Origin of the sequence: Erythrobacter sp. EC-HK427 (assembly GCF_902498745.1) — a bacterium.
Classification (GTDB): domain Bacteria; phylum Pseudomonadota; class Alphaproteobacteria; order Sphingomonadales; family Sphingomonadaceae; genus Alteraurantiacibacter.
The window spans coordinates 2,864,051-2,889,655 of sequence record NZ_LR701479.1 but is presented as its reverse complement, the minus strand read 5'-3'; the positions used below and the strand labels follow the sequence as shown (position 1 = coordinate 2,889,655).

The 25,605-nt window shown below is 62.9% G+C and carries 24 protein-coding genes; 9 read left to right on the top strand and 15 right to left on the bottom strand.

Annotated features, from left to right (window positions below; all coding sequences use genetic code 11):
* The first annotated feature begins 5 nt into the window (after positions 1 to 5).
* Together GC121_RS14110 and GC121_RS14105 are read left to right on the top strand one after the other, a co-directional pair.
* Entirely contained in the window at positions 6 to 476 is a 471-nt protein-coding gene (locus tag GC121_RS14110; RefSeq protein WP_151975319.1) for an ABA4-like family protein, read from the top strand.
* The gene (locus tag GC121_RS14105; protein WP_151975318.1) at positions 473 to 1,084 is read left to right on the top strand and encodes a DUF938 domain-containing protein; all 612 of its coding nucleotides are present in this window, start codon (positions 473 to 475) and stop codon (positions 1,082 to 1,084) included. The genes GC121_RS14110 and GC121_RS14105 overlap by 4 nt, the downstream gene beginning before the upstream one ends.
* Here GC121_RS14105 and GC121_RS14100 read toward each other — a convergent pair.
* Both GC121_RS14100 and GC121_RS14095 read right to left on the bottom strand, forming a co-directional pair.
* Positions 1,081 to 1,212 carry an entericidin A/B family lipoprotein gene (locus GC121_RS14100; RefSeq protein WP_151975317.1) on the bottom strand — a complete coding sequence of 44 codons (132 nt, stop codon included), beginning with the start codon at positions 1,210 to 1,212 and terminating at the stop codon, positions 1,081 to 1,083. The genes GC121_RS14105 and GC121_RS14100 overlap by 4 nt on opposite strands.
* A gap of 60 nt (positions 1,213 to 1,272) precedes the next feature.
* Entirely contained in the window at positions 1,273 to 2,187 is a 915-nt protein-coding gene (locus tag GC121_RS14095; RefSeq protein ID WP_234421278.1) for a DMT family transporter, read from the bottom strand.
* A gap of 92 nt (positions 2,188 to 2,279) precedes the next feature.
* Between GC121_RS14095 and GC121_RS14090 the strand changes: the two genes are divergently transcribed.
* Entirely contained in the window at positions 2,280 to 2,510 is a 231-nt protein-coding gene (locus GC121_RS14090; protein ID WP_151975315.1) for a hypothetical protein, read from the top strand.
* 253 nt (positions 2,511 to 2,763) lie between these two features.
* On the opposite strand, the gene GC121_RS14085 is transcribed toward GC121_RS14090, so the two are convergent.
* Positions 2,764 to 4,284, bottom strand: coding sequence for a CpaF family protein (locus GC121_RS14085; protein WP_151975314.1), 1,521 nt, complete (start codon positions 4,282 to 4,284; stop codon positions 2,764 to 2,766).
* 272 nt (positions 4,285 to 4,556) lie between these two features.
* Between GC121_RS14085 and GC121_RS14080 the strand changes: the two genes are divergently transcribed.
* Entirely contained in the window at positions 4,557 to 5,477 is a 921-nt protein-coding gene (locus tag GC121_RS14080) for a DMT family transporter (protein ID WP_151975313.1), read from the top strand.
* On the opposite strand, the gene GC121_RS14075 is transcribed toward GC121_RS14080, so the two are convergent.
* Entirely contained in the window at positions 5,467 to 6,942 is a 1,476-nt protein-coding gene (locus GC121_RS14075) for a glycosyltransferase family 39 protein (protein WP_199857882.1), read from the bottom strand. The two genes, GC121_RS14080 and GC121_RS14075, sit on opposite strands and share 11 nt — an antisense overlap.
* A gap of 137 nt (positions 6,943 to 7,079) precedes the next feature.
* On the opposite strand from GC121_RS14075, the gene GC121_RS14070 reads away from it, so the two are divergent.
* Positions 7,080 to 7,727 carry an SGNH/GDSL hydrolase family protein gene (locus tag GC121_RS14070; protein WP_151975311.1) on the top strand — a complete coding sequence of 216 codons (648 nt, stop codon included), beginning with the start codon at positions 7,080 to 7,082 and terminating at the stop codon, positions 7,725 to 7,727.
* A 106-nt stretch (positions 7,728 to 7,833) separates the two neighbouring features.
* Positions 7,834 to 8,304 (top strand): DUF6265 family protein, encoded by a 471-nt coding sequence (locus GC121_RS14065; protein ID WP_234421277.1) that lies wholly within the window; start codon positions 7,834 to 7,836, stop codon positions 8,302 to 8,304.
* A gap of 213 nt (positions 8,305 to 8,517) precedes the next feature.
* Here GC121_RS14065 and GC121_RS14055 read toward each other — a convergent pair whose 3' ends face one another.
* From GC121_RS14055 to GC121_RS14025, 7 genes are all read right to left on the bottom strand, one after another.
* Entirely contained in the window at positions 8,518 to 8,775 is a 258-nt protein-coding gene (locus GC121_RS14055) for an ATP synthase F1 subunit epsilon (protein WP_151975309.1), read from the bottom strand.
* A 178-nt stretch (positions 8,776 to 8,953) separates the two neighbouring features.
* The gene (atpD, locus tag GC121_RS14050; RefSeq protein WP_151975308.1) at positions 8,954 to 10,411 is read right to left on the bottom strand and encodes a F0F1 ATP synthase subunit beta; all 1,458 of its coding nucleotides are present in this window, start codon (positions 10,409 to 10,411) and stop codon (positions 8,954 to 8,956) included.
* 24 nt (positions 10,412 to 10,435) lie between these two features.
* On the bottom strand, positions 10,436 to 11,305 hold the full coding sequence (locus GC121_RS14045) for a F0F1 ATP synthase subunit gamma (protein WP_151975307.1): 870 nt from the start codon (positions 11,303 to 11,305) through the stop codon (positions 10,436 to 10,438).
* Positions 11,306 to 11,333: 28 nt separating this feature from the next.
* A complete protein-coding gene (gene atpA, locus GC121_RS14040) occupies positions 11,334 to 12,863 on the bottom strand; it encodes a F0F1 ATP synthase subunit alpha (protein WP_151975306.1) in 1,530 nt (509 codons plus the stop codon).
* Between the two features lie 30 nt (positions 12,864 to 12,893).
* Positions 12,894 to 13,451 carry a F0F1 ATP synthase subunit delta gene (locus GC121_RS14035; protein ID WP_151975305.1) on the bottom strand — a complete coding sequence of 186 codons (558 nt, stop codon included), beginning with the start codon at positions 13,449 to 13,451 and terminating at the stop codon, positions 12,894 to 12,896.
* A gap of 170 nt (positions 13,452 to 13,621) precedes the next feature.
* Complete coding sequence (locus GC121_RS14030) at positions 13,622 to 14,176, bottom strand: hypothetical protein (protein WP_151975304.1); 555 nt, start codon at positions 14,174 to 14,176, stop codon at positions 13,622 to 13,624.
* Positions 14,177 to 14,182: 6 nt separating this feature from the next.
* Entirely contained in the window at positions 14,183 to 15,742 is a 1,560-nt protein-coding gene (locus GC121_RS14025) for a trypsin-like peptidase domain-containing protein (RefSeq protein WP_151975303.1), read from the bottom strand.
* A 133-nt stretch (positions 15,743 to 15,875) separates the two neighbouring features.
* Here GC121_RS14025 and GC121_RS14020 point away from each other — a divergent pair, with 133 nt between their 5' ends.
* The 3 genes from GC121_RS14020 (at position 15,876) to GC121_RS14010 (ending at position 18,640) form a co-directional block, all read left to right on the top strand.
* A complete protein-coding gene (locus tag GC121_RS14020; protein WP_151975302.1) occupies positions 15,876 to 16,568 on the top strand; it encodes a methyltransferase domain-containing protein in 693 nt (230 codons plus the stop codon).
* Between the two features lie 67 nt (positions 16,569 to 16,635).
* Entirely contained in the window at positions 16,636 to 17,736 is a 1,101-nt protein-coding gene (locus tag GC121_RS14015; RefSeq protein ID WP_151975301.1) for a bifunctional transcriptional activator/DNA repair enzyme AdaA, read from the top strand.
* Positions 17,720 to 18,640 (top strand): CPBP family intramembrane glutamic endopeptidase, encoded by a 921-nt coding sequence (locus tag GC121_RS14010; RefSeq protein ID WP_199857881.1) that lies wholly within the window; start codon positions 17,720 to 17,722, stop codon positions 18,638 to 18,640. Before GC121_RS14015 ends, GC121_RS14010 begins: the two co-directional genes overlap by 17 nt.
* On the opposite strand, the gene GC121_RS14005 is transcribed toward GC121_RS14010, so the two are convergent.
* The 4 genes from GC121_RS14005 to metH form a co-directional block, all read right to left on the bottom strand.
* Positions 18,637 to 20,205 carry a cryptochrome/photolyase family protein gene (locus GC121_RS14005; RefSeq protein WP_151975299.1) on the bottom strand — a complete coding sequence of 523 codons (1,569 nt, stop codon included), beginning with the start codon at positions 20,203 to 20,205 and terminating at the stop codon, positions 18,637 to 18,639. The two genes, GC121_RS14010 and GC121_RS14005, sit on opposite strands and share 4 nt — an antisense overlap.
* A 95-nt stretch (positions 20,206 to 20,300) precedes the next feature.
* On the bottom strand, positions 20,301 to 21,920 hold the full coding sequence (locus GC121_RS14000) for a hypothetical protein (protein WP_151975298.1): 1,620 nt from the start codon (positions 21,918 to 21,920) through the stop codon (positions 20,301 to 20,303).
* A 72-nt stretch (positions 21,921 to 21,992) separates the two neighbouring features.
* Positions 21,993 to 22,913: a sulfite exporter TauE/SafE family protein gene (locus tag GC121_RS13995; protein WP_199857880.1), complete on the bottom strand. Its 921-nt coding sequence runs from the start codon at positions 22,911 to 22,913 to the stop codon at positions 21,993 to 21,995.
* Positions 22,910 to 25,540, bottom strand: a complete 2,631-nt coding sequence (metH, locus tag GC121_RS13990; protein ID WP_151975296.1) for a methionine synthase — start codon at positions 25,538 to 25,540, stop codon at positions 22,910 to 22,912. Before metH ends, GC121_RS13995 begins: the two co-directional genes overlap by 4 nt.
* Between the last annotated feature and the right edge of the window lie 65 nt (positions 25,541 to 25,605).

The window sequence follows — 25,605 nt, the reverse complement described above, 5'->3', positions numbered from 1 at the left end:
GCACAATGCCTTGGGACACTATTTTCGCCGTTGCCAATGGCTGGGCGCTGCTGCTGTGGCTTATCCTCATCGCCTTGCCGCGCACCACGCTGTCGCAGACTTTCGTGTTCTACGCCGGGGTCGGCCTGCTGTGCTGCGCCTATGTGCTGCTTTTCGGCCTGCTTCTGAGCGGCGCTGTCGATCCGGTGCGGGTAGGTGAAGCGGGTGAGGCGTCGTTCACCAGCATTGCCGGGGTGCGCAGCCTTTTCGCCAGCGATGCGGGGGCGACGATCGGCTGGATCCACTATCTCGCGCTCGATCTCTTCGCCGGATTGTGGATCGCCAAGGATGCCGATCACAAGGGTTTCTCGCGGCTGGTGCAGGCGCCCGTCCTGCTGCTGACCTTTATGGCGGGGCCTGCGGGTCTGTTGCTGTGGTTCCTGATCCGCGAGAGGCGCGCGCGTGCCGGGGCGAGGCCGCGGCGGGTCAATCTGTGAAACGCCATGCGCCCGCTACCTTGCGCAATCGGGACGCGATTGCAGAGGTTTTGGCGCTGGAATTGCCGGGGCGCGGCACCGTACTCGAAGTCGCCAGTGGCACTGGCGAACACGCGGTGTTCTTTGCGGAGACATTCCCGGCGCTCGATTGGCAAGCCAGCGACGCTGATCCCGAAGCCATCGCCTCGATCGCGGCCTATCGGGAAGAGTGCGATCTGCCCAATCTGCTCCCGCCCTTGCGCTTTTCGGCAACCGACGCCGAATGTCCGCTCGCCAAGGCCGATGCGATTTTTTGTGCGAACATGATCCATATCAGCCCGTGGGCCGCATCCGAGGGGCTATTCCGGCACGCGGGCAGCTTGCTGGCTAAGGGCGCACCGTTGATCCTCTACGGCCCGTTTGTCGAACCCGATGTGCCGACCGCCGTGTCCAATCTGGAGTTCGACGCCAGCCTGAAGGCGCGCGATCCTGCGTGGGGGCTGCGAAGCCTTGAGGCAGTCGATGCTCTCGCGGCGGAAGCGAGCCTGACCCGCACCGCGCGCCAGACCATGCCCGCCAACAATCTGGCGCTGGTCTATCGCCGCGACTCACGCGACGCCGCGCCCTAGTCGATCGCGCGTTCGCCAGCCTTGCCGACGGATTCGATGTCCTGCCCGATGCCCTGAATGGTGTTGCAGGCGGTGGCGGTGAGCGCGAAGACGCTCGCGGTCAAAGCGATCATAATTTTGCGTGCCATGGATCTCATCCTTTCGTGTCTTTCGCCGTAAACATACCGGATGAACGGGTGATGGCGCGCTCAGGTTCCCTCCGGCGGCGTTGCTGCGGCGAGGCGAGCCTTGCGCAAGACACGCTCCCGCCAAGTGATCACGATGCCCGATCCGATAACAAACGGTGCGCCTAGCCACACGCCGAGCGTGGGCAGATCGCCAAAGATCAGCCAGCCGAACAGCGCGGCCCAGATCAGGCTGGAATAATCCATCACGATCACGCTCGACACCTCGCCAAAGCGCAGCGCCATGGTGATGAAGACTTGCCCCCAAGTGCCGAACAGGCCGATGCCAAGCAGCAGCAGCCATTGCTCGCCCGAGAGCGGCTGGTGCACAAAGGGCAGGGCTGGGGCGGTGACGAGCACGGTCGCCAGCGCAAACCAGAAGACGATCACCATCGGTGCCTCGGTGCGGCCGAGGTCGCGGATCTGGATGGCGATAAGCGCGATCATGAATGCGCCGCCCAAGGCCACCATCGCGCCGGTGAGCGGGATCGCCCCAGTGCCGGGCTGGGCGATGATGATGATGCCGGCGAACCCGGCAATCACCGCCGACCAGCGCCAGACGCCGACGGCCTCCTTCAGCAGGACAATCGACAGCAGCACAGCGAAGATCGGGCCGGTGTAGCTCAGCGTTGTCGCCTCGGCCAATGGCAGCAGGATAACACCGCCGAAATTCAGCAGCATTCCGACCACGCCATAGGCAGCGCGCAGGGCGTGGGCCTTGGGCCGCGCAGTCTTCAGCATCACCAGCCCACCAGCCAGCATCGCCCAAGCGAGCATGATCGGCAGCGTGATGAATTGCCGCCAGAAGATCAGTTCGAGCAGATGCACGCCGCTCTCGCTCGCCAGCTTGATGCAGACTGCCATCAGCGCAAAGCCCGCAATGCCGAGCAGGCGGAAAAGCAGGGCGAGCAGTGGTCGGTCGGTGGCAGAGGCGGGCACGGCGATTGCTTTAGGCTCCGGCGGGCATCGCGCAAGTGTTGTCACGCGCACAGGCATTGCGGGGCGAGGGCGTATCCACCATATGCCGCGCGATGAAGTGGCCAGCCTTCTTGCTATTGTCCAGCGATGCGACCCGTTACGTGATGGCGGGCGGGGCGCTGCTCGTGCTTTCGGCCATTGCTGCGTTCGGCGAACGGCGCCGGGCGCGCCGCAAGCATCCCGATGCTGTGGGCATCATGCCGTGGCGCGATATCGGCGCGCTGAGTATGTTCGCCGGGCTGGCGCTGTGCGCCTTCGGAATTGTCGGCTGGATCCGGGGATAGAGCAAAAGACTCTTGACCTTGTTTGGCGCTCACCCATCCGGGTGAGCGTCCTCGCTAGACGCGCTTCGCTACGCGCCCGCTGCGGGCGGGCAGTCGCCCTTTGTCGGCTGCTAGTCGCAGCCGATTTCACCTCTGTGCAATCGGAACTTCCTTGGAATCGGCGCCTTCAGGCGACGACAGCCCGCGACTGCGGGCCGGCCGGTAGGCCGTAGCCAAGTGAGCGAATGCGAACGCCGGCGCTTGAGGTGCCTGTTTACAAACAGGCTTCCAAATAAGCCTGGTCGAAGCCGAACTGGCGGGCCTTTTCCAGCGTGTAGGGGCGCAGGCCGGACGAGCGGTGTTCGCCGATAATCTTGCCGTCATCGCCTTCGTCGAGATATTCGAACGCGAACAGCTCCTGCGTCACGATCACATCGCCTTCCATGCCGATCACTTCGGTGACGTTGGTGGTGCGGCGAGAGCCGTCGCGCAGACGCTTCACCTGCACGATCAGATCGACCGATTCGGCGATCTGGCGGCTGATGGCTTCCTTCGGAATCTTGATGTCGCCCATCAGGATCATGTTTTCCATACGGCCAAGGCATTCGCGCGGGCTGTTGGCGTGGAGCGTACACATCGAACCATCGTGACCGGTGTTCATCGCCGCAAGCAAGTCGAAGCACTCAGCGCCACGAATTTCGCCGAGGATGATGCGGTCAGGACGCATACGCAGGGCGTTCTTCACAAGGTCGCCAATGGTGATCGCGCCTTGGCCTTCAAGGTTCGGTGGGCGGGTTTCCAGCGGCAACCAGTGCGGCTGCTGCAAGCGCAATTCAGCCGCGTCTTCGATGGTCAGCACGCGCTCGCCCGGGTCGATCATCTTCGACAAGGCGTTGAGCATCGTTGTCTTACCCGAACCGGTACCGCCCGAGATAACGATGTTCATCCGGCACGCGCCCGCGATTTTGAGCGCGGTGGCCATCTTGTCCGACATCGATCCGAAATCGCGCAGCATATCGATGGTGATCGGCTTTTCGGAAAACTTACGAATCGAAATCGCGGTGCCGCGCAGACTGAGCGGCGGCACGATCACGTTCACACGGCTGCCGTCCTTCAAGCGGGCGTCAGCCAGCGGCGTGGTCTGGTCGACGCGGCGGCCGACCTGGTTCACGATCCGCTGGGCGATCTGGAACAGGTGGCTTTCATCGCGGAACTTGATCGGCGCGATGGTCAGCTTGCCCTTCTTTTCGATGTAGGTCTGGTCGGGGCCGTTGACCATGATATCGGAAACGTCGGGATCGTTCAGCAGCTCTTCCAAAGGGCCGAACCCGAGCAGTTCGTCGATCAGCACTTTTTCCAGCGCGAACTGTTCGCGGCGGTTGAGCGTGACTTTGAGCTCGGCCAGCACTTCCATGATGATCGGGCGGAATTCCTCGCTCAGCTCTTCCTTGGAAAGCGTCGAGGCAGCTTCGGGATCGACCCGTTCGAGCAGGCGCGGCAGCACCTGTTCCTTGATCTTATGGACGCTGGCTTCGAACCCGCCGAATTCCTGCTGTTCATGAACGGCATTGGCGCGTTCGGACAGACGGTCCATCGCATTGGCGTTCTTGTCGGCAGAAGACGAGATCGGAGCCCCTTCGGCGGGCACCGGCGGGAACTGTTCACCGCCGCGCGGGCCGGCTCCGCTCTCTGCAACGCCGCCCGCACCCCCGTGCATCGGTTTGGCCACGCCAAAGCTCGGGCGATTGCCCGTGCCCATGCCGCCAGCTCCGTTTTTGCGTCCGAAAGCGCTCATCCGCTGTCCCTTGTCTCTTCCCACAATGGCGAAATCACAAATGCGACTTCACCGATACACACTCCCATTTCGCGGAGTTTGGTAAACATTTCGCTAAGGTTTGGCGGCGAAGCGGGGCAGGGGATGTAAACTTTCATGCTGCCGTAGAGCGCGATGGTGAATTTCCCGTTCACTGTCGTGTGCGGGCTATCCCGCGGGCTTGCGCGAAAGCGGCGATTGCACCGCGATGCGCGAGTGCCTAGAGCGCGCAATCGCTGTTCGGGTATTCTTCCATGCAACAATCGGATCGGGTCGGGCTGCTGTTTGCGCTGGCAGGCTTTTGCCTGCTGTCAGTCAGCGATGCGGTGGTGAAGAGCATGGCTGACGAATGGACGCCGACCGCGCTGGCGGCGGTGCGGTATACGATCGGGGCGGTTGGCCTGTCGGCCCTGCTGCTGGCGCGTGAGGGCACTGCTCCGCTGCGCTCGGTGCCCAAGCCGGGAATCCAGTTTTTGCGCGGTTTCGGCATTGCTCTGGCGACAGTTACCTTCTTCGGCAGCGTCTGGCTGATGCCGCTGGCCGATGCAGTGGCGATCACCTTTTTCCAGCCGATGATTACCGCCATTCTCGCAGCGATCTTCCTTGGCGAGCGGTTGCAGGCGGGCAAGATCGGCGCGATTATCATCGCCTTTGCCGGCGTGCTGGTGGTGCTGCGACCCAACTTCGCGGATATCGGTTTTGCCGCGCTCCTGCCGCTGATTTGCGCCACCGGCATGGCGGTGCTGATGACAGCGAACCGTGCGGTGCGAGGGGCGGGCAGTGCGCTAGCCGCGCAGGCCTATGCGGCCATCGGTTCGGCAGCGCTGCTGGTGCCCTTGGCTTTTGCGGCGGCCCGAAGCGGCTATGCTGAAGTCGCGTTCTTCTGGCCCGAATGGCACGTGTTGGCGCGCACCTGCATGGTCGCGCTGCTGGCCAGCATCGCGCACTGGCTGATCTTCAAGGGAACGCAGCGCGCAGGCGCAGCGACCGTCGCGCCGATGACCTATGTGCAGATTCTCCTCGCGACTATCCTTGCGTGGATATTCTTCGGCGAAGCGCCCGATCCGACCGCGTTGGGCGGTGCTGCGCTTATCATCATTGCTGGGCTGTGGCTGTGGCAGATGGGGCGCGGCGCCGATGCGGCAGCGGCGCGGAAAGCTGAAGCTAGCGCCTGATCCACACGGTCAGGACGCGGTCCTGCAACTCTACCGAGCGGCTTTCGTAGTAATCGGCCGCCAGCGCCGTCTCGACGAGCGCGGTTGTCTCCTCGTTCTGCACCGTCACGGGCCTGTCAGCGGTCACAATCGCGCCCGGCTCCATGGCCAGAATACGCCGCACCTCGTCCCCCTGATCGACATCGAGCGCCTTGATTTCCAGCGCGTTGTTCAGATGATCGGGATAGACGAGCCGCGTCGGCACGCAGCTTTCGCTCATCCGGTACAGCGCCGTCGGCCCGTCGAAAATCCACAGGCAGGGGCCGCGCGCATCGACATGGGGAGCAATCGCCCGCGCCAGATCTTCGGCAGCCTGCGTCTGGAGCCGCGATTCCGCGTGCCGGTCAGGTAGGTTGAGCAGCGCGACAAAGCCGGTCGCCAGCAACAGGCCGGGATAGAGCTTCAGCGGCCCCCGGCCATCGAGGAGTGGCAGGCCGACCAACGCAAAGGGCGCACTCACGGCGGCGAAATAATAGAGATAGACCGTGCTCGGCAGAAAGGCGGTGGCGAGGCTGGCGAGCGCCCATCCAGCAAAGAACAGCCAGGTGGCGAAGGGTTCGGGGCGGATCATCCGGAAAGCGGCATAGATCCCTCCGCCAGCGACAATCACCAGTGGCGCCACGCCCAGCCAGAATTCGGACGCCCAGCGCCCTTGCGGGGCGGGCATCCGGTCAAAGAAGCTGAGGAAATTGGCAAAGACAAAGGCGTCAAACCCGCCCGTTGCCGCATAGAGCAGCGCCACCGCCACGGTCGGCGCGAGGCCAAGCGCGGCAAAGGCTGTGCCCAAGGCGGCGACATAGGGAAGGGTGGAACCGCGCCGGTATTCCACCCACAGCGCATAAAGGCCGAAGAAGGCGCATTGCGGCAGCACCGTATACTTGATCTGCAAAGCGATCCCGCCCAGCAGCATCGCAGCGAGAGCGCGGCGGCGGAAATGCGGGTGTTCCGGATCAATCAGCAGCAGCGCCATCCCCAGCATCAGCGGCAGGAAGAACACCTCGCTCTGCGCCGAATAGCTGGCATAGGCGCACAGCAGCACGGTCTGAATAATCGCCGCCAATGTCGCGGAAGCGCGCCCGACAAGCCTGAGAGCCAGCCGGTAGGTCAGCCACGCGGACAGGAGAGCAAAACCCGCCGCCACGACCTGATAGGCCAGCGGACCAGGGCCGAACAGCCAGTGCGCCACGCCGAAAATGGCGAACAGACCAAAGGGCTTGCGATCCCACCAGTCGACAAAGGGCAGCTCGCCATATTGCATCCGCCAGCCGATGAAGCTGTAAAGCTGCTCGTCATAATCGGCGACCGGATTGCCGAACCAGATGCCGCGCGTGGCCGCAACCACCAGCAGGATCACTGCAAACGGCACCACATCCCCACGCAACCATAGTCGGCTTGCGGGTTCGGCATTCACGGAGATAGGCGCCATCGCGGTCATGCCGTGCTGTGTGGCGTCATCATGGTTAAGGAACCTTTATGATCGCCGGATTCTGGTAGCGGTGCTCGCGCAGGTTCTGCAAAATACAGCTTTGGGTAAAGTTAACCTGCTTGCGGTAACGCCGCGCCATGATCTCGCGGGCTATTATCATCAGGCGGCTTGAGCTTGTCGCGGCGGCATTGCTGGTTGCGGTGGGTAGCCTCGCGGCATGGGCCATTGCGCCCTTCACGATAACCCCCACAACAACCGTGCGCGCGGCAGGACAGATCGTTCGCGCTCCCTTTGCCGAGCGCATCATTATCGGGGACAGCCGCATCGAGTTCGCCGAGCCGGTCGAGAACGCGCTGCTGATCGGCTATGCCGGAGCAACCACGCGTGAGATGGAGCGGATGGTCCATCTCACTTGCAGCCTTAGCGATGCGCCGATGGTGATTGCGCTCGGGATCAATGACACGATACCCCAAATGACCGACCTTGCCGCATCGCAGGCGAGCATCGAGCGCGCCATCGCCGCTTGCGGAGCAGAACGTGTCGCAATTTCCGGGATTTGGTTGCCCGATCCGCAAGTCGAGCCGCTGGGCAATATCTATGATCTGGAAACGCTCGCCCGCCTCGATGCGCTGCTGGAGCAAGTGGCGCTGGAGAACGGCGCGGCCTTTGTGCCAGCGCCCGCCGCGCTTTCCGGGCATACGTTCGACGGCGCGCATTTCACGCCCGGCGTGTCGCGCGACTACACCGCCACGCTGCTGGCCGGACTGGCGGATCGGGGCGCGTAGGCTCCGTTTACGTATAGGTATGCGTGCCCGCGCAGTCCTTTGACGAACGCCGTGCGCCGTAATATCCTGACCGGATAAATGCATCGAAATGCATGGGAGGGTTGTCATGAAATTTGCTGCTGCTTTGCCGCTGGCTTTGCTGTTCCCGCTGCCGCTGGCCGCGCAGGAAGCGCCTGCCTTGCCCGATTGGCTCGCCGGATGCTGGGAAGCGAGCGACGGCGAACGCTGGGTCGAGGAATGCTGGACGGTGCCGCGCGCCGGGATCATGCTGGGTAGCGGGCGCAGCGGCGATGGCGAGAGGCTGCTCGGTTGGGAGACGATGCGCATCGCGCTTGACGAACCCAATGGCGATGGCCCGAATGTGCGGATGGCGTTTCTCGCGGCGCCGATGGGCGCGACGCCGACCTTGTTCGCCTGGAGCCCGGGTGATTCCGAGGGCGTCACTTTCATCAACACCGCCAACGAATATCCGCAGCGCATCCGCTATTGGCGCGAGGGGCGCGAGTTGATGGCGGAGATATCGCTGGTGGACGGCAGCAACCCGATGCGTTGGACGTATCGCCGGATGGACGATTAGCTGGTTGCGGGGCGAGGGGGCAGCGACTTCATCCCCTTGGTGCGGCTCGTCAGATGATAATCGCGGCATAGCGCACAACGATAAGGGCGCAGAGTTACCTGCGCCCCCAATGCAGCCGCAATGGCCTCGTCTTCGCTGGAATAGCGCCGTTTGCGGGCGCAGATGCCGGGGCGGGTCTTCACCGCGCGCGTAGTGCTGGATCAGCGGGCCAGATCAGCCTTCGACGTGCTCGGCCAGCACGGTCAGGCCCTTTTCGCCGACTTCGGCAAAGCCGCCGCGCACCATGATGCTTTCGGGCTCACCGCCCTCGGTCTTGTAAACCTGCACCGCGCCATCGCGGATCGTGGACATAAAAGGCGCGTGGCCTTCCAGCACCCCGAATTCGCCCTCTGCGCCCGGAACGACCACCATGTGGACGTCCTCCGAACGGACGAGCTTGGACGGGGTTACGAGTTCGAAGTGTAGTGCCATTTCACATCATAGCCCCCTGCGAAGCGGGGCTTCCTTCAACCCCCCTCCCGCTTGCGGGAGGGGCCGGGGGAGGGCCTGTAACCAGAAGGAGGGTGGCCCGACATTCCCTCCCCTGACCCCTCCCATAAATGGGAGGGGAATATGAGGAGTCCCGGCCTTTCGGCGGGACGCCTTAGTCTTACGCCTCTTCAGCCAGCTTCGCGGCTTTGGCGACCACATCTTCGATGCCGCCGACCATGTAGAAGGCGCTTTCCGGCAGGTGATCGTATTCGCCGTCCACAACTGCCTTGAAGCTCTTCACCGTGTCTTCCAGCTGCACGAACTTGCCCGGAATATTGGTGAACACTTCGGCCACGTGGAACGGCTGGCTGAGGAACTTCTGGATCTTGCGCGCGCGCGCCACGATCAGCTTATCTTCCTCGCTCAGCTCGTCCATGCCGAGAATGGCGATGATGTCTTGCAGGCTCTTATACTTCTGCAGCGTTTCCTGCACGCGGCGGGCGGTGTCGTAGTGTTCCTGCCCGACAACGCGCGGCTCCAGCACGCGGCTGGTCGAATCGAGCGGGTCCACCGCCGGATAAATGCCCAGCTCGGAGATCGCGCGGTTCAGCGTGGTCGTTGCGTCCAAGTGGGCAAACGAGGTGGCAGGCGCCGGGTCGGTCAAGTCATCCGCGGGCACGTAAATGGCCTGCACCGAGGTGATCGAGCCCTTGGTGGTGGAGGTGATGCGTTCCTGCAGATTGCCCATGTCGGTCGACAGGGTCGGCTGGTAGCCCACCGCCGAAGGAATACGGCCGAGCAGCGCCGACACTTCCGAACCCGCCTGCGTGAAGCGGAAGATGTTGTCGACGAAGAACAGTACGTCCTGCCCTTCCTGATCGCGGAAATATTCCGCCATGGTCAGGCCGGAGAGCGCCACGCGAGCACGCGCGCCCGGCGGTTCGTTCATCTGGCCGAAGACGAGCGCCACTTTCGAGCCTTCGCTGGTGGCATTGCCGTCCGCGTCCTTGGCGATAACGCCAGCGTCGAGGAATTCGTGGTACAGATCGTTACCTTCGCGGGTGCGTTCACCCACGCCGGCGAACACCGACACGCCGCCGTGGCCCTTGGCGATGTTGTTGATGAGTTCCTGGATCAGCACGGTCTTGCCCACGCCCGCGCCGCCGAACAGGCCGATCTTGCCGCCCTTTGCGTAAGGTGCGAGCAGGTCGATCACCTTGATGCCGGTGACAAGGATCGCCGCGTCGGTCGACTGGTCGATAAAGGCAGGCGCTTCGGCGTGGATCGGCGCGCTCATATCGGCACCGATGGGGCCACGCTCGTCAATCGGCTGGCCGATCACGTTCATGATGCGGCCCAGCGTCTTGGGGCCGACCGGCACGGAAATCTGCGCGCCTGTGTTGATCACTTCCTGACCGCGGGTGAGGCCTTCGGTCGAGTCCATCGCGATGGTGCGCACGGTGTTTTCACCAAGGTGCTGCGCCACTTCCAGAACCAGCGTGTTGTCGCCGTTCTTGGTTTCCAGCGCGGTCAGAATGGCGGGCAGTTCACCGGGGAACTGCACGTCGACGACGGCGCCGATGACCTGGCTGATCGTGCCATTGGTCGTTTGATTGAGAGCGGGGGCGGTGGCCATGTTCGTTTCCTTGCCTTGGGTCTCTTACAGCGCTTCCGCGCCAGCAATAATTTCAATGAGTTCGGTGGTGATCGCGGCCTGACGGCTGCGGTTGTACTTGATCGTCAGCTTGTCGATCAGCTCGCCAGCATTGCGCGTGGCATTGTCCATCGCGGTCATCGATGCGCCTTGCTCCGAAGCCTCACGCTCCAGCAGCGCGCCGAACAGCTGCGTCTTGACATAGCGGGGTAGCAGATCGGCGAGGATTTCTTCCTCGTCCGGTTCGTATTCGACGGCCGCGTCCGATGCCTCGACTGTGCCGGGCGAGGGGACAGGGAGCAGTTGCACCACCGTCGGGTCTTGCGCCAGCGCGCTCTTGAACTCGGGGTAGATCAAGTGGGCGACGTCAAACTCGCCCGCTTCGAACCGCGCCACCAGATCATCGGCAATCGCTTCGGCTTCGGCAAAGCCGATATTGCGGACGTTGCTGGTGTCGAAATTGAACGCGATCTTGCTCTCGTAATCGCGGCGGATGGGCGCGCGGCCCTTTTTGCCGACGAGGTAGAAGGTCACATCCTTGCCCTCTGCCAGCAGCTTTTGCGCTTGCAGCTTGGCCGCCTTGACGATGTTCGAGTTCAAACCGCCGCACAGGCCCTTATCGGTGTTCACCACCACCAGCAGGTGGCGCTTGTCCGCGCCCGTGCCGCGAAGCAGCAGCGGCGCGCTGTCTCCGCTCACCTTGCTGGCGAGCGAGCCCATGACGGAGGCGAGACGGCTGGCATAGGGGCGCGCAGCTTCTGCCGCCGCCTGCGCCTTGCGCAGCTTCGCCGCGGCGACCATCTGCTTCGCCTTGGTGATCTTCTGGGTCGATTTAACCGACCCGATCCGATCCTTGAGTTCCTTCAAAGAGGCCATGGTGGCTCCCTATTGCTTCGCTGCGGACTTAGGCGAACTGCTTGGCGAAAGCGTCCAGCGCGGCGACGACCTTGGCCTTCGTGTCGTCTTCGAACTTGCCGGTGTCGCGGATTTCGGCGAGCACGGCGGCGTGTTCATTGCGCATGAAGCTGAGCATCGCGGCTTCGTATTCGGTCACGCGGTTCACCGCGACGCTATCGAGATAGCCATTGGTGCCTGCGAAGATCGACACAGTCTGCTCTTCGAACGGCATGGGCGAGAACTGCGACTGCTTCAGCAGCTCGGTCAGGCGCGCGCCGCGGTTGAGCAGCTTCTGGGTCGAAGCGTCGAGGTCCGAACCGAACTGCGCGAAGGCCGCCATTTCGCGGTACTGCGCCAGCTCCAGCTTGATCGAGCCAGCGACCTTCTTCATCGCCTTGGTCTGTGCGGCACCGCCCACGCGGCTCACCGACAGGCCGACGTTGATCGCGGGGCGGATGCCCTGGAAGAACAGGTCGGTTTCGAGGAAGATCTGGCCGTCGGTGATCGAAATCACGTTGGTCGGGATGTAGGCCGACACGTCGCCCGCCTGCGTTTCGATGATCGGCAGTGCGGTCAGCGAACCGCCGCCGTTCTCGTCATTCATCTTCGCCGCGCGTTCGAGCAGGCGTGAGTGGAGATAGAACACGTCACCCGGATAGGCTTCGCGGCCCGGAGGACGACGCAGCAGCAGCGACATCTGGCGGTAGGCCACGGCCTGCTTCGACAAATCGTCATACACGATCACGGCGTGCATGCCGTTGTCGCGGAAGAATTCGCCCATCGCGCAGCCGGTATAGGGCGCGAGGTACTGCAGCGGGGCAGGCTCCGACGCTGTTGCGGCGACCACGATCGAATATTCCATCGCGCCGTTTTCTTCGAGCGACTTCACGATCTGCGCCACGGTGGAGCGCTTCTGGCCCACGGCGACATAGATGCAGTAGAGCTTCTTGCCCTCGTCATCGCCCGCGTTCACGCCCTTCTGGTTGATGAAGGTGTCGATGGCGACGGCGGTCTTGCCAGTCTGGCGGTCACCGATGATCAGCTCGCGCTGGCCACGGCCGACGGGAACGAGCGCGTCGATGGCCTTGAGGCCGGTCTGCACCGGCTCGTGCACCGATTTGCGCGGGATGATGCCCGGCGCCTTCACTTCGACGCGCTGTCGGGTGGTGTCGGTCAGCGGGCCCTTGCCGTCGATAGGGTTGCCGAGCGCATCGACCACGCGGCCGAGCAGGCCCTTGCCGACGGGAACGTCCACAATCGTGCCGGTCCGCTTGACGACATCGCCTTCCTTGATTTCGGCGTCCGAGCCGAAGATCACGACGCCGACATTGTCCGCTTCGAGGTTCAGCGCCATGCCCTGCACGCCATTGGCGAATTCGACCATTTCACCGGCCTGCACCTTGTCGAGGCCGTGGATGCGGGCGATACCGTCACCCACCGAGAGGACGGAGCCGACTTCGCTGACTTCGGCCTGGGTGCCGAAATTGGCGATCTGGTCTTTGATGACCTTGCTGATTTCTGCGGCGCGGATTTCCATGTCTATGCCTTCTTATATGGGGGAGCGCGCTCAGGCGCTCTTCATGGCTTGTGCAAGCGAGTTGAGACGGGTGCGGATCGAGCTGTCGATGCGCTGCGATCCGATGGTGACGACGAGCCCGCCGAGAAGATCGGGATCGACGTGGGATTTCAGTTTCACGGTGCGGCCTTCGCGGGCGCGCAGCTTGGTTTCAAGCGTGGCGATCTGGTCGCTGCTGAGCGGGTGTGCGCTGGCGACTTCGGCCTGCACTTCGCCGCGCTGGGCCGCTGCGATCATGGCGAATGCGCGGATCATGCCGGGCAACGCCGAGACGCGGCGATTATTCGCCAGCACGCCGAGGAAGCTCTTGGTGAGATCGGACAGGCCAAGATGCGCGCCGAGCCCGGCCATGACATTGGCGAGCTGGCCGCGGCTGATTTCCGGATTGCGGATCAGCGCGCGCAGATCATCCGATTCGCCCAGCGCAGCCTCCAGCCGTTCGAGATCGGACTCGACAGCGGTCACTGTGCCGGCTTCACCGGCAAGATCAAAAAGAGCAGAGGCGTAACGCCCTGCAAGGCTGGCCTGTATACCGGCGGAAAGCTCCACGCGCGAAGGTCCTCTTGGATCCGAGAAACGGTAAATTTCGAAAGCGATGGAATCGGGTCACGATTGCGTCCCTGCCAAAGCTGGCGCGCCCCTATCATCGGGGGACGGGGGATGCAAGCGGGGTGGGCGGCGGTTTGGCGGAACCTAGCCAAATGGCCTATGCGCGAAAGCTACAGCGAGCGGCCGAGCCAATTGACGAGGAGGAATGCGAGGCCAAGATAACCCAGCGCCACCATCCACCAGCGGCGGGCGAAAAACAGGAAGATAATCACTGCAAGCGGCGGCAATTCTGACATCACATACGGCAAGAGTTCGTGCAATGAACTGCTCCGCATCACGCCGATGCTAACCCAGTTTGCCGCCAGCGGCGTGAAGATCAGCAGGTAAAGACCCCACAGATAGCGCCGGTTTTCCTGATAATATGCGGCAAGGTCGATCCCTTCATCAGGCACGCGATCCGGCAGCGCGGCGGCAGCCAACAGGTTGAGGATGACGAGCACCCACATGATGGGAAGAAACCGCGCCAATGTGATCTCTTCTTCGGCGCTTCCGCTCGCGATCATCCACCAGAACGACATCATCGTCATCAGGACAAAGAATGCGAACAGCGGCTGCGCCCAGTGCCATTTGACCCTTTTTGATCGCAGCAGAGTGTTGAGGTGCTGGAGCTCGAAGGCCACCGCAATCCCAAGGACGATGGAAGCGAATACGAGCGCCTGTTGCATCGCGGTCTACTCCGTCTCGCCTTTGGTGCAGCGATAGACCAGCCGTTCGTTCGGCCTGTCCGGCAGAGCAGAGGTCACGCCCGCTTGCTGCGCGCCCAACCGGTTCGCGCCGTCCTCGCCTGCCTCGCAGCTGGGGGCGGAGTAATCACCACGCGCGGCCCGCGCTGCGTCCATCGGTTCGCGGGCCAGCAAGTAGCGTTCCATCACAAACTCGCCCGCTGCCGGATCGAAGCTGTTGATCGACACTGCCGCTTCGCTGTTCGGCACAAAAACGCGCGTCCATTCGCCTGCATCGAGGCCGTATTGGGTGCGTCCGTTGACGCAGCCGGTTTCGGTCCAGGTCAACGCCATTTGCTCTTCGGGGTCGCCCGTCACGCGGCTGCGATCGGCGTCGAGCACGCATTGATATTCGCCCGCTGCTCCGGCGGCGAGGTCAATCGTGCCGCTGTCCTCACGTTCGGGAATTGCTTCGCGCAGCCGCTCCTCGGTGCGGGTGTCGATGGAGTTGAAATGCGGGCGGGTGATCCATGCGATAGCGGCTCCGGCAACGCAGAGCAGCGCCACTCCGCCAGCCGCGGCGCGCAGGCGCGGGTTCTGGCCGATATGGCCATAGGCCGCCACGCCGCCCGTTCCCGCGCCGATCAGGAGCAACAGGAAGGCGAGCGCCAGCTTGGTATCGCGTTCCTCCAGCACTTCGAAAGTGGCGAGCCGCCGCGCTTCCTCTGTAGCTTGCGCCTGTGCAGCCGCTTCGGCCTCGGCGACATTTTGTGCAGCGGCGCGGGCTTCGGCCTCGCGCGCTGCTTCTTCCGCGTCGAGTTCGGCAAGGCTGCGGCAAGGGCCGGAGTTGAGGCGGGGGGCAACATTGTTCGCGCGGAGGAAGGGGAGCAACTCGCGCGTCGACACGGCGAAGAAGAACTCGGCATCCGAACCATCACTCTGCGCGCCGAAACTGTTGACGCCGAGCACGCGCCCGCAATCATCGACCAGCGGCCCGCCGCTATTGCCCGCCGCAATCGGCGCGGTGTGCAGCAGCGTATCGAAATCGCGGCTGGGTCGGCGTCCGGCGAGCGATCCGGCGGCGGTGACCGGCGGCTGCGCGCGGAACATGTCGCTGAAGGACAGGCCCTGCGCACGGTCGACATTGAGCGGGTAGCCGATGGCGGTAACCGCCCCGGTGGTCGCCGGATTGCCCGCGATGGTGAGCGCGGGGAGGCCCAACGGCTCGGTCGCCTCGATAATCGCCAGATCGTTGCGCTCGCTATAGGCGATCACGCGGGCATAGACCGCGACGTCGCGGTCTGCGGGCACGATGCCGATGGCCAGACGGTCATCATCCATCGCCTGTGCAATGACGTGCGCATTGGTGACAATCCGCTCCCCACCGACGGAAAAGCCGGTGCCATGCGAGATTGGATACAGCTCCGTCCCGTCCTGCCCGATAATCACCACCCGCACCACGCCGCGCGTCGCCGCTTCGATATCCTCCGGATCAGCGGCAGCGGGGATGGGCCGGGCGAGGGCGAGCGCGCAAAGGATCGCTGCGCAGACAAGGTGCAGAAGTCGCATGGACTGCTTTCCTATCGGGAAGCGCGCGCACCGCAAGCCCCGCTATGCGGTGAGATGTTGCAAGTGCTGCCATAAATCTGCATCACGCGCGCTATAGTGCACCTGCGAAGAGCCATGAAAGAGACCGGATTCGATGTCTGCCTTGAAGAAATATGCGCGTGAAAACCTCCACAGTTCGCAAATGCGGCTGATGCAGGATGTCCGTTACGAAGCGCATTTGCAGATGGAGAGCCTGAAGAACCGCGTTCTTCCGGGCCGCCGCTCGCGCATCAAGCAATTGCAGCAGCAGACCGATCTGAAGCTGCACTGGGGCTGCGGGCGGAAGAAGAAGGAAGGCTGGGTCAATGTCGATGGCTGGGCCTCGGCAGCCACCGATCTGGTCTATGATCTGCGCAACCGGATGCCGCTGGCAGACGGTTCGGTGGCGATGATCTTTACCGAACACGTGTTCGAACACTTCACCTTCGCCGACGGTGAGAAGATCGCTGCGGATTTCCACCGCGTGCTGAAGCCGGGCGGCACATTGCGCCTGATCGTGCCCGATCTGCAGACTTTCGCCGAGCGTTACGTCGCCGGAGACCGCGAGTTCATGGCCAACTTCCACCCCCAGGCAAGGCATCTGGGAGAAGGGCTGAACAATATCTTCTACGGCCACTTCCATCGCGGAATCTATGATTACCCGATGCTGGAAGACCTGCTGAAACGGGTCGGCTTCAGTGCGGTGCGCAAGGCAGATTTCCACGACAGCGCGATTGAGGAGCTGAACCAGGAACTCCCTTGTGAGGGACGGATGCCGCTCAACCTTTATGTCGAGGCGGTGAAGTAGCAGGGCTTTTGGCATTGGCCGCAAGCTGCGGGACGCAATCCCTGCGTTTCAAGGCGAAAAGCGCGCCATGACCAACACCGAACTCTCCGACGAAGAGCGCTGGCAGATCGCGCTCGCCAAGGATCGCCGTTTTGATGGCGCATTCGTAACCGGCGTGCATTCGACCGGCATTTACTGTCGTCCGTCCTGCCCCGCACGCGCTCCGCATCGCAAGAACGTCCGTTTTTATGCCACGCCTGCCGAGGCCGAGGCGGCGGGCCTGCGCGCGTGCAAACGCTGTTCGCCAAAAACGCAAAGCGCGGAGGAAGCCTGTGTACTCGCCGCTATAGCCGCGATCCGCGCTGACGGGGCGATGACACTGGAGGCGCTTTCCGAGCTTACCGGTTATTCGCCGACGCATTTCCAGCGCCTGTTCACCCGCACAGTCGGCCTGTCACCGGCAGCCTTCGCGCGCGCCCTGCGCGAGGAGCGTGTGCGTGAGGCTTTGGCGGAAGGATCGAGCGTGACCGAAGCGCTCTATGCGGCAGGTTATTCTTCCCCATCGCGCTTCTATGCGGAGACGAAAGGACGGCTGGGCATGACTGCGAGCGACTGGAGCAATGGCGGCGAGGGCCGGGTGATCTATTGGAGCGTGGTGCCGACATCGCTCGGCGAAATGCTGGTTGCCGCGACCGATATCGGCGTGTGCTGCCTGAGCTTTGGCGAGGGCGAAGCCGAATTGCAGGCCCGCTTCCCCAAAGCGGAACTGCGCGAAGGCGGCGGGGCATTCGCTGCGCTGTTCGCGCGCGTAACCGCAGCAGTGGAAGACCCTGCTTCCTCGATCAGCGCCGACATCCCGCTCGATGTGAAAGGCACGGCGTTCCAGCAGAAATGCTGGGAGGCCTTGCGCACAATCCCGCCGGGCGAAACCCGCTCCTATGGTGAGCAGGCCGCGATGCTCGGCAATCCCAATGCCAGCCGCGCCGTCGGCAGCGCGAACGGCGCGAACAAGATCGCCGTGCTGATCCCCTGCCACCGCGTGGTGCCCGCGAGCGGCGGGGTAGGTGGCTATGCCTACGGGCCGGAGATCAAGCGCGAATTGCTACGGCGCGAGGGGGCCGGGCGGGCGGATTTGCTTGCATCCGGCGATTTGTTCGGCGACGAGCCGCCGCATGGAAAACCCCGATAGCGCAGGCGATATCGCCAAAACGCAACCCCGCTCGATCTGGATTAGAGTCTGGCATTTCCCGCTGGTGGTGCTGGTGGTCGCAACGGCGATCATCGTTGGAACGGCTTTCGTATCGGCGGCAGTGGGGCAGGAACTGATCGCGCCCAATTTCGGGGAGAACACCGCGATCATCATGGGTGCACTGTTGCTCGTGACGCTGACCTTCCTTGTCTACAAGATCGGCGTCGTTCCGCTCGGCGCCAAGAAGCATGACGATCTGCCGGTCAACCGCGCGGCGCTGCGCGATACGGTTCTGGGATTCACAGGCGGCGCTGCTTTGATCAGCCTATGCGTCGGCCTCGCCGCGTTGGCGGGCGTTTATACGATCAGCGGGCCGGGTGGCTTTACCGACTGGGCCTTTATCCTCTTTGTCACAGGGCTTTACGCCGGGTTCTTCGAGGAATTGTTGCTGCGCGGCATCATTTTCCGCTGGCTCGAGGAATTCGCCGGAAGCTGGATCGCACTCGCCATTAGCGCGCTGGTGTTCGGTTTTGGCCATGCGGGCAATGACAATGCGACGCTGTTTAGCTCGCTTGCCATCGCTATCGAGGCAGGCATCCTCCTCGGCGCAGCCTATATGCTCACCCGCTCGCTGTGGCTGGCGATTGGGCTGCACGCGGGCTGGAACGTGGTGCAGGCGCTGTGGGGCGTGCCAGTGTCGGGCAACCCGGTCGACGGTCTGGTGCGCGCGGAGCTGGAGGGGCCGCCGCTGCTGGCAGGCGGCGGCTTCGGGCTGGAAGCGACGATCTTCGCGCTGGTCGTGGCGACAAGCGCGGGCGTGTGGATGCTGTGGAAGGCGCAGAAGGCCGGGCGCGTTGTGTCGCCGATGTGGAGCCGGAAGGAGGCGGGGATTACGTCCTACTAACCCCGCGCCCAGCCTTCTTTCGCAGGTTCTAGCGTCGTCAGAAACGCCTCCGCGCTGTCGAGATATTCGCGCTGCTTTTCTTCGCCCATCCGATCCCAGGTCGCGTAAATGCGGCCGATGCGATGGTTGCTTTCCAGCCGGTCGCGGTGGCGATCCATGAAGTGCCAGTAGAGCGGGTTGAAGGGGCACGCGCCTTCGCCCGTTTTCTTGCTCACCGAGTAACGGCATTCCTTGCAGTAATTGCTCATCCTGTTGATGTAATTGCCGCTGGCTGCGTAGGGCTTGCTCGCCAGTTTCCCACCATCGGCATACAGCACCATGCCGCTGACATTGGGCAGTTCCACCCATTCATAGGCATCGGCGTAGACGGCGAGGAACCAGTCCTGCACTTCGCGCGGGCGGATCCCCGCCAGCAGCGCGAAATTGCCCAGCACCATCAGCCGTTGGATATGGTGCGCGTGCGCGTCATCATGCGTCGACCGGACGCAATCGGCGAGGCAGCGCATATCGGTCTCGCCCGTCCAGTAGAACTCGGGCAGCGGGCGCTGCGCATCCAGCGCATTGTCGCTCTCCAGCCCCGGCATGAAGTGCCAGTAGAAGCCGCGCACATATTCGCGCCAGCCGATGATCTGGCGGATGAAGCCCTCCACGCTGTTCAAGGGCGCGGTGCCGTCGCGATGGGCTTGCTCTGCCCGGCGACACAATTCCAGCGGGTCGAGCAGGCCGAGATTGAGGCTGGTCGAGAGCATCGAGTGCCACAGATCATCCTGCCCGTGCACCATCGCATCCTGATAGGGGCCGAACTTCTCGATCCGCTCGGCAAAGAAGGCGTCGGCGGCGGCCTCCGCCTGTTCGCGGGTGACGGGCCAGCCGAAATTGTCGAGCGTGCCGAAATGATCGGGGAATTTCTCCGCAACCAGATCAATCACCTCCTGCGTGGTGGCATCAGGAGCAAAAGTGGGGCGCTTTGGCGCGTCCATCGCGCCTTTGGGCGGCTCGCGATTATCGTGATCGAGATTCCATTCGCCGCCCACCGGCGCGTCGCCATCCATCAGCAGGCCGGTTTTCTTGCGCATTTCGCGGTAGAAATTCTCCATCCGATAGGTCTTGCGCGTGCCTGCCCAATCGCGGAATTCGGGGATCGAGCACAGGAAGCGGTCATCGGGCAGGATTTCGATCGGGCAGGGGAATTTGTCCGGCCATTCCTCGATAGCCTGCTGCACCCGCCATTCGCCCGCCTCGACCACGTGGATGGAGCGCGGGGCATGGCGTTCGACGGCGCGGGCGACTTCGCCGGTGAAGCTGCCAGCGTTCTCCGCATCGGTCAGCCGCGTGTAATCGACCCTCCACCCCTCGGCACGCAATTCATCGGCGAAATGGCGCATCGCGGAGAAAATCAGCGCGATTTTCTGCTTGTGGTGTTTTACGTAGGTCGCCTCGTCCCACACCTCCATCAGCAGGATGACGGTATCATCCTTGGCCCTGCCGCGCAGCGAGGCGAGGGTGGTGGAAAGCTGGTCGCCAAGGACGGGGACGAGAACGGGGCCGGAAGTGGTACTGGTCATCCCGCTTCAAATGATTACGGGCGGCGCGTGGTTCCTGTCTGGCCACAGGAATCCGCACACCGCCCGTAGATTGGAGCGACTAAGGTGTTGAACGCTTAGTCCTGCTCGCAATCATACTCGGTGATCAGCGCCTCGAACTCCTCGCGCTCGGCATCGCGGGCCGCTTCGTCGAGATATTCGCCAGGATGATCGGGGCGCACCTGTTCGAGCAGCGGCGCGGTGTTGCCCTCGGCAAACTGGTCATACATCTTGCGGATAACGCACTGGCCTTCGCCCTGTCCGTCAATCCACTCGGCACCGACCACGCGGGCATCCTCGACCCGGTTTTCGGTAAGCAGCCAGTGCACCAGCGCCTGCCGCACATCACGATCATATGCGGCGTAGGAGAAGGCGGCTTCGAGAGCGAGGGTCGCATCCTCGTCCGGCTCAACCGCCGGATCAAGCAGGTGCGCCATGTAATAGCCGTAAAGCGGATAAGCGTGATCCACTTCCATATTGTTGGCTGCGGCGAAGCGGCGACGCGCCTCGGCGTATTGCGCGGGGTCTTCGAACGAGCGGCGCAAGGCGACATCGGCATAGTAGATGGCTGCGCCGGTCGATTCCGGATCGATTGCCATCGCGCGCTGGGCGAGAGCTTCGGCCTCGTCATAATTGCGCGCGTCAAATTCGGCTTCGGTCGCGGCGAGCAACACCGCCACGCTGTCCGGATACCGTTCCACGAGACCGCGGGCCACGCCGACCAGCCGCTCTGCCTCGGTTTCGTCTACTCCGCGCTTGGAACGGATCATCAGATCCATCTGCGCTTCTTCGGCCTCGGTCAGGCGGCGGATTTCCACCGCCGGCTCGGCTGCCACTGCATAGGGAACACGCAGAATGCGAGCACGGCCTTGGCGGAATTCTTCCAGCTCGGCCTCCAGCACATCGAGATCGCCGAAAGCACGGGCAGCGGCTTCCATGCGCGGCAAGCCTTCCGCGATGCCCTGCATGTAGGCACCCATCTGGCCACGCCGCTCGGGGTTCAGATTGAGATGGCTCGCAATCAGCCAGCCATGGGCATAGGTGCGCGCGACATAATAGCGGTCACGCCCCGGCGGCGGATCAAAAGTGGCTTCGAGATCGATCGAGACGGTTGCCAAGGAGGCGCTGCGCGCGGTTGGTACGTCGCCGATAACGAAGTGGTCCTCGTTGAATTCGAGGTTCGAGAAGAGCTCGGCAAAGCCCTCGCTATACCACAGCGGATAGGGTGCATCGCGATGCTGGAACATGAAATAGTGCACATATTCGTGGAACAGTACGCCGCGCGGATCGAGCTGCATTTCGCTTGGCATATCCTGACCACGGCTGCGGCCACGGCGGCGGTTCTGCTGGCGAGGGACGAAAGCGACCGCCCCGGTTGCGCGTGGGATAAAGAACCCGCCGACGCCGCTGTTGCGATTGCCTGCTGCAAGCGCGCTCATGTCCGATGTTTCGCCAAAGCGGAAAACCGTGAGCTTGCTCGATTCGGGCAGGCGCGCATCGTTGCCGACGCCGGTGAACAGGCTCAAAACCTCGTCCAACCGCTCCAAATCCTGCACGAATTCGAGCGTATCTTGCTCTGAATCCTCCGAATACAGGATGAAATGCTCGGATTCGGCGCGGTACCACTGCTGTGCCTGCACAGCCTCGGGCAATACCAGAATAAAAAACGCTACGGCGGCCAGAATGATGCGACTCATTTATGAATACTCCCAGTCCTAAGAGAGCGATCATATGGATTGAGCCGCTATGTGCAACACACCCTTTGGTATTTACCCGCGATTGAGCCAGAGCAGGTAGATTGCCGAGAGGACTATCCACCCGCCATCGAGTGTTTTGAGGCGCCGCGCACCCAGCCACAGGGCAATGGGCCGCGCGAGGAAGCCGCCTAGCGCTGCGGCGGGCCCGGCGAGCAGCACAACTTCCCATTGCAGCGTCGCATTCTCGATATGCCAGATCACCCCGCTCAGCATACTGATCGAGGAAATCAGACACGCTGCGCCGGTGCAGAGCAGCACCGGATAATGCCGGATAAAGAGGTAAAGCGCGACCAGCTCCCCGATCCCGACCGAGAACATTGCAGTCAGAATGCCGCCCGGAATGGCGATCAGCAGCAGAACGATCAGGTCGAACCGTTCGAGCCTGGCCTTCTCGGGCTTGTGGCGGTTCACGGTCCATGTCGTTGCAATCAGCGCGCAGCCGAGCACGATGGAGAACGCCTTGTAACCCATCAGCACCGCATTCTGGTCCAGCGTGGCGAAGCGTTGCGTCAGCAGCATGGCGGGCAGCGACAAGGCAAGAACGGCAAAGGCGGCGGTGAAGAAATCGCGCACGCCAACGCGCGCATGGCCCGGTTCCGGTGCGGGCTGGTGCAGCAGCCGGTCTGTCCAGCGCAGTGCACCCATCGTCATGCCGAAACACTGGATCGCCATGGAGACACCAACCACTTGCAGCGGTTGCAAATCCATCACACCCCATTCGCGCAGGGCATTGAAAACGGGCACGAAAACCACGCCGCCGCCGGTTCCCGAAGTGTTGGCGATAATCGCGCCGAGCACGCCGACAAAGGGCAGGAACCACAGCTGTACTAGCAGAGCAGGGCTGTAGGGCACCACGGCCCAAAGCGCTGCCCACGCGCCCGCCAACACTAGCGCGCCGACCAGCACAAGCCTTCCGGGGGGAGGCTGGCTCAATCGAGATTGGGGCGAAGCCACCGTTCAGCTGTCTCCATATCGACCCCGCGCCGCGCCGCGTAATCTTCCAGCTGGTCGCGCCCGATGCGGGCAACACCGAAATACTCCGCTTCGGGGTGGCCGAAATAGAACCCGCTTACGGCCGAAGTCGGCAGCATCGCGAAATTCTCGGTCAGTGTCAGGCCGGTATTGGCTTCGGCATCGAGCAAGTCGAACAGGATGGGTTTAAGCGAATGATCGGGGCAGGCCGGATAGCCCGGCGCCGGGCGGATGCCGCGATATTCTTCCTTGATAAGCTGCGCGTTGGTGAGGTTCTCGTTCGGTGCGTAGCCCCACAGATCGGTGCGCACGTGCTGGTGCAGCCGCTCGGCAAAGGCCTCGGCAAAACGGTCGGCCAGCGCTTTCAGCAGAATGTCCGAATAATCGTCCTTATCCGCCAGAAAACGCTGCGAATGCGGTTCGATCCCGTGGATGCCGACGGCAAATCCGCCGATCCAGTCGCCCGCCGGATCGATAAAGTCGGCAAGGCACATATTCGCGCGGTCGCGCGACTTGCGCACTTGCTGGCGCAGGAACGGCAGCACGACGTGCTCTTCGCGCCGCACGCGGTGGATGGTGACATCATCGCCATCGCGCGCGCAGGGCCAGAGGCCTGCAACGCCCTTCGCCGTCAGCCATTTCTCGCCGATGATCTGGTCGAGCATGGCATTGGCATCGGCGAACAGCTGCGTGGCGGTTTCACCGACCACTTCGTCTTCCAGAATTTTGGGATAGGTGCCGTGCAGTTCCCACGCGCGGAAGAAGGGCGTCCAGTCGATGCAGTCGCGCAGGTCTGCCAAGTCCCACGCGTCGAACACATGGACACCCGGCTTGGCGGGTGGTGCGGGCTTGTCCGAGAGATAGGCGTCGTAATAATTTGCCCGCGCTTCTTCGAGGGTAAGCAGCACGCTCGGCGTCTTGCCTTCGCGGGCGAGGCGCACTTTCTCGTATTCGCCGGCCACTTCGCCGACATAATCGTCTTTCTGCGTGTCCGAGAGCAGCTTCGAGGCGACACCGACCGCGCGGCTGGCGTCGAGCACGTGGATGACGGGGCCGGGATATTTCGGATCGATTTTGAGCGCGGTATGCACCTTGCTGGTGGTCGCGCCGCCGATCAGCAGCGGAATGGTCATGCCCGCCCGTTCCATTTCCTCTGCCACTGTCACCATTTCATCGAGCGAGGGGGTTATAAGGCCGGAGAGCCCGATAATATCGACCTTCTCGGCTTTGGCAGTTTCGAGGATTTTGGACCACGGCACCATCACGCCCAGGTCGATCACGTCATAGCCGTTACATTGCAGCACGACACCCACGATATTCTTGCCGATATCGTGCACATCGCCCTTCACGGTCGCCATGATGATCTTGCCCTTGGATTTGCGTTCTTCCTCGGGCAGCAGGTCTTTCTCGGCTTCGATAAAGGGGATGAGGTGGGCGACGGCCTTTTTCATCACGCGGGCGGATTTGACGACCTGCGGCAGGAACATCTTGCCGCTGCCGAACAGGTCGCCGACCACGTTCATCCCGTCCATCAGCGGGCCTTCGATGACTTCGATAGGACGGCCCGCCGCTTGCCGCGCTTCCTCGGTATCCTCGACAATATGTGCGTCGATGCCCTTCACCAGCGCGTGTTCCAGCCGCTTGGTGACGGGGAGCGAGCGCCACTCCTGCGCTGCCTTCGCTTCGGTTTCGGTCGTGCCGCGATAGCTTTCCGCCAGATCCACCAGCCGCTCTGCCGCATCGGCGCGGCGGGCGAGGATCACATCCTCGCACAATTCGCGCAAAGTCGGGTCGATCGCGTCATACACGTCGAGCTGGCCCGCATTGACGATCGCCATGTCGAGCCCCGCCGGGATCGCGTGGTAGAGGAACACCGAATGCATCGCGCGGCGCACCGTTTCATTGCCGCGGAAGCTGAAAGAGAGGTTGGAAAGCCCGCCGCTGGTTTTGGCATAGGGACAGCGCGCTTTGATTTCCGCCACCGCTTCGATGAAGTCGAGGCCGTAGCGGTCATGCTCGGCAATGCCGGTGGCGACGGCGAAGATGTTGGGATCGAAAATGATATCCTCGGGCGGAAAGCCCTCGGCCACCAGCAGATCATAGGCGCGCCCGCAGATTTCGATTTTGCGCTCCTTGGTGTCGGCCTGACCCACTTCGTCAAACGCCATCACCACTACTGCCGCGCCGTAATCGCGGCAGACGCGCGCTTGTTCGAGGAACTGTTCCTCGCCTTCCTTCATCGAAATCGAATTGACGATGGGCTTGCCCGAAACACATTTCAGCCCGGCCTCGATGACATGGAACTTCGAACTGTCGATCATCACCGGAACACGGGCGATATCGGGTTCTGCCGCGATCAGTTTGAGGAAGGTCGTCATCGCTTCCACCGCGTCGAGCAGGCCTTCATCCATGTTCACATCGATGATCTGCGCGCCGTTCTCGACCTGCTGCCGCGCGACTTCGACCGCAGCGGGATAATCCCCCGCCATGATGAGCTTCTTGAACGCGGCGGAGCCGGTGACATTGGTGCGCTCGCCGATATTGACGAAGTTTGCCGAACTTGGGCGGGCGGAGGAATTCTGGGCCATTGGTAGTCCTTCTCCCCTCCCGCTTGCGGGAGGGGTCGGGGGAGGGCCTGTAAAGGGAGCGGCGC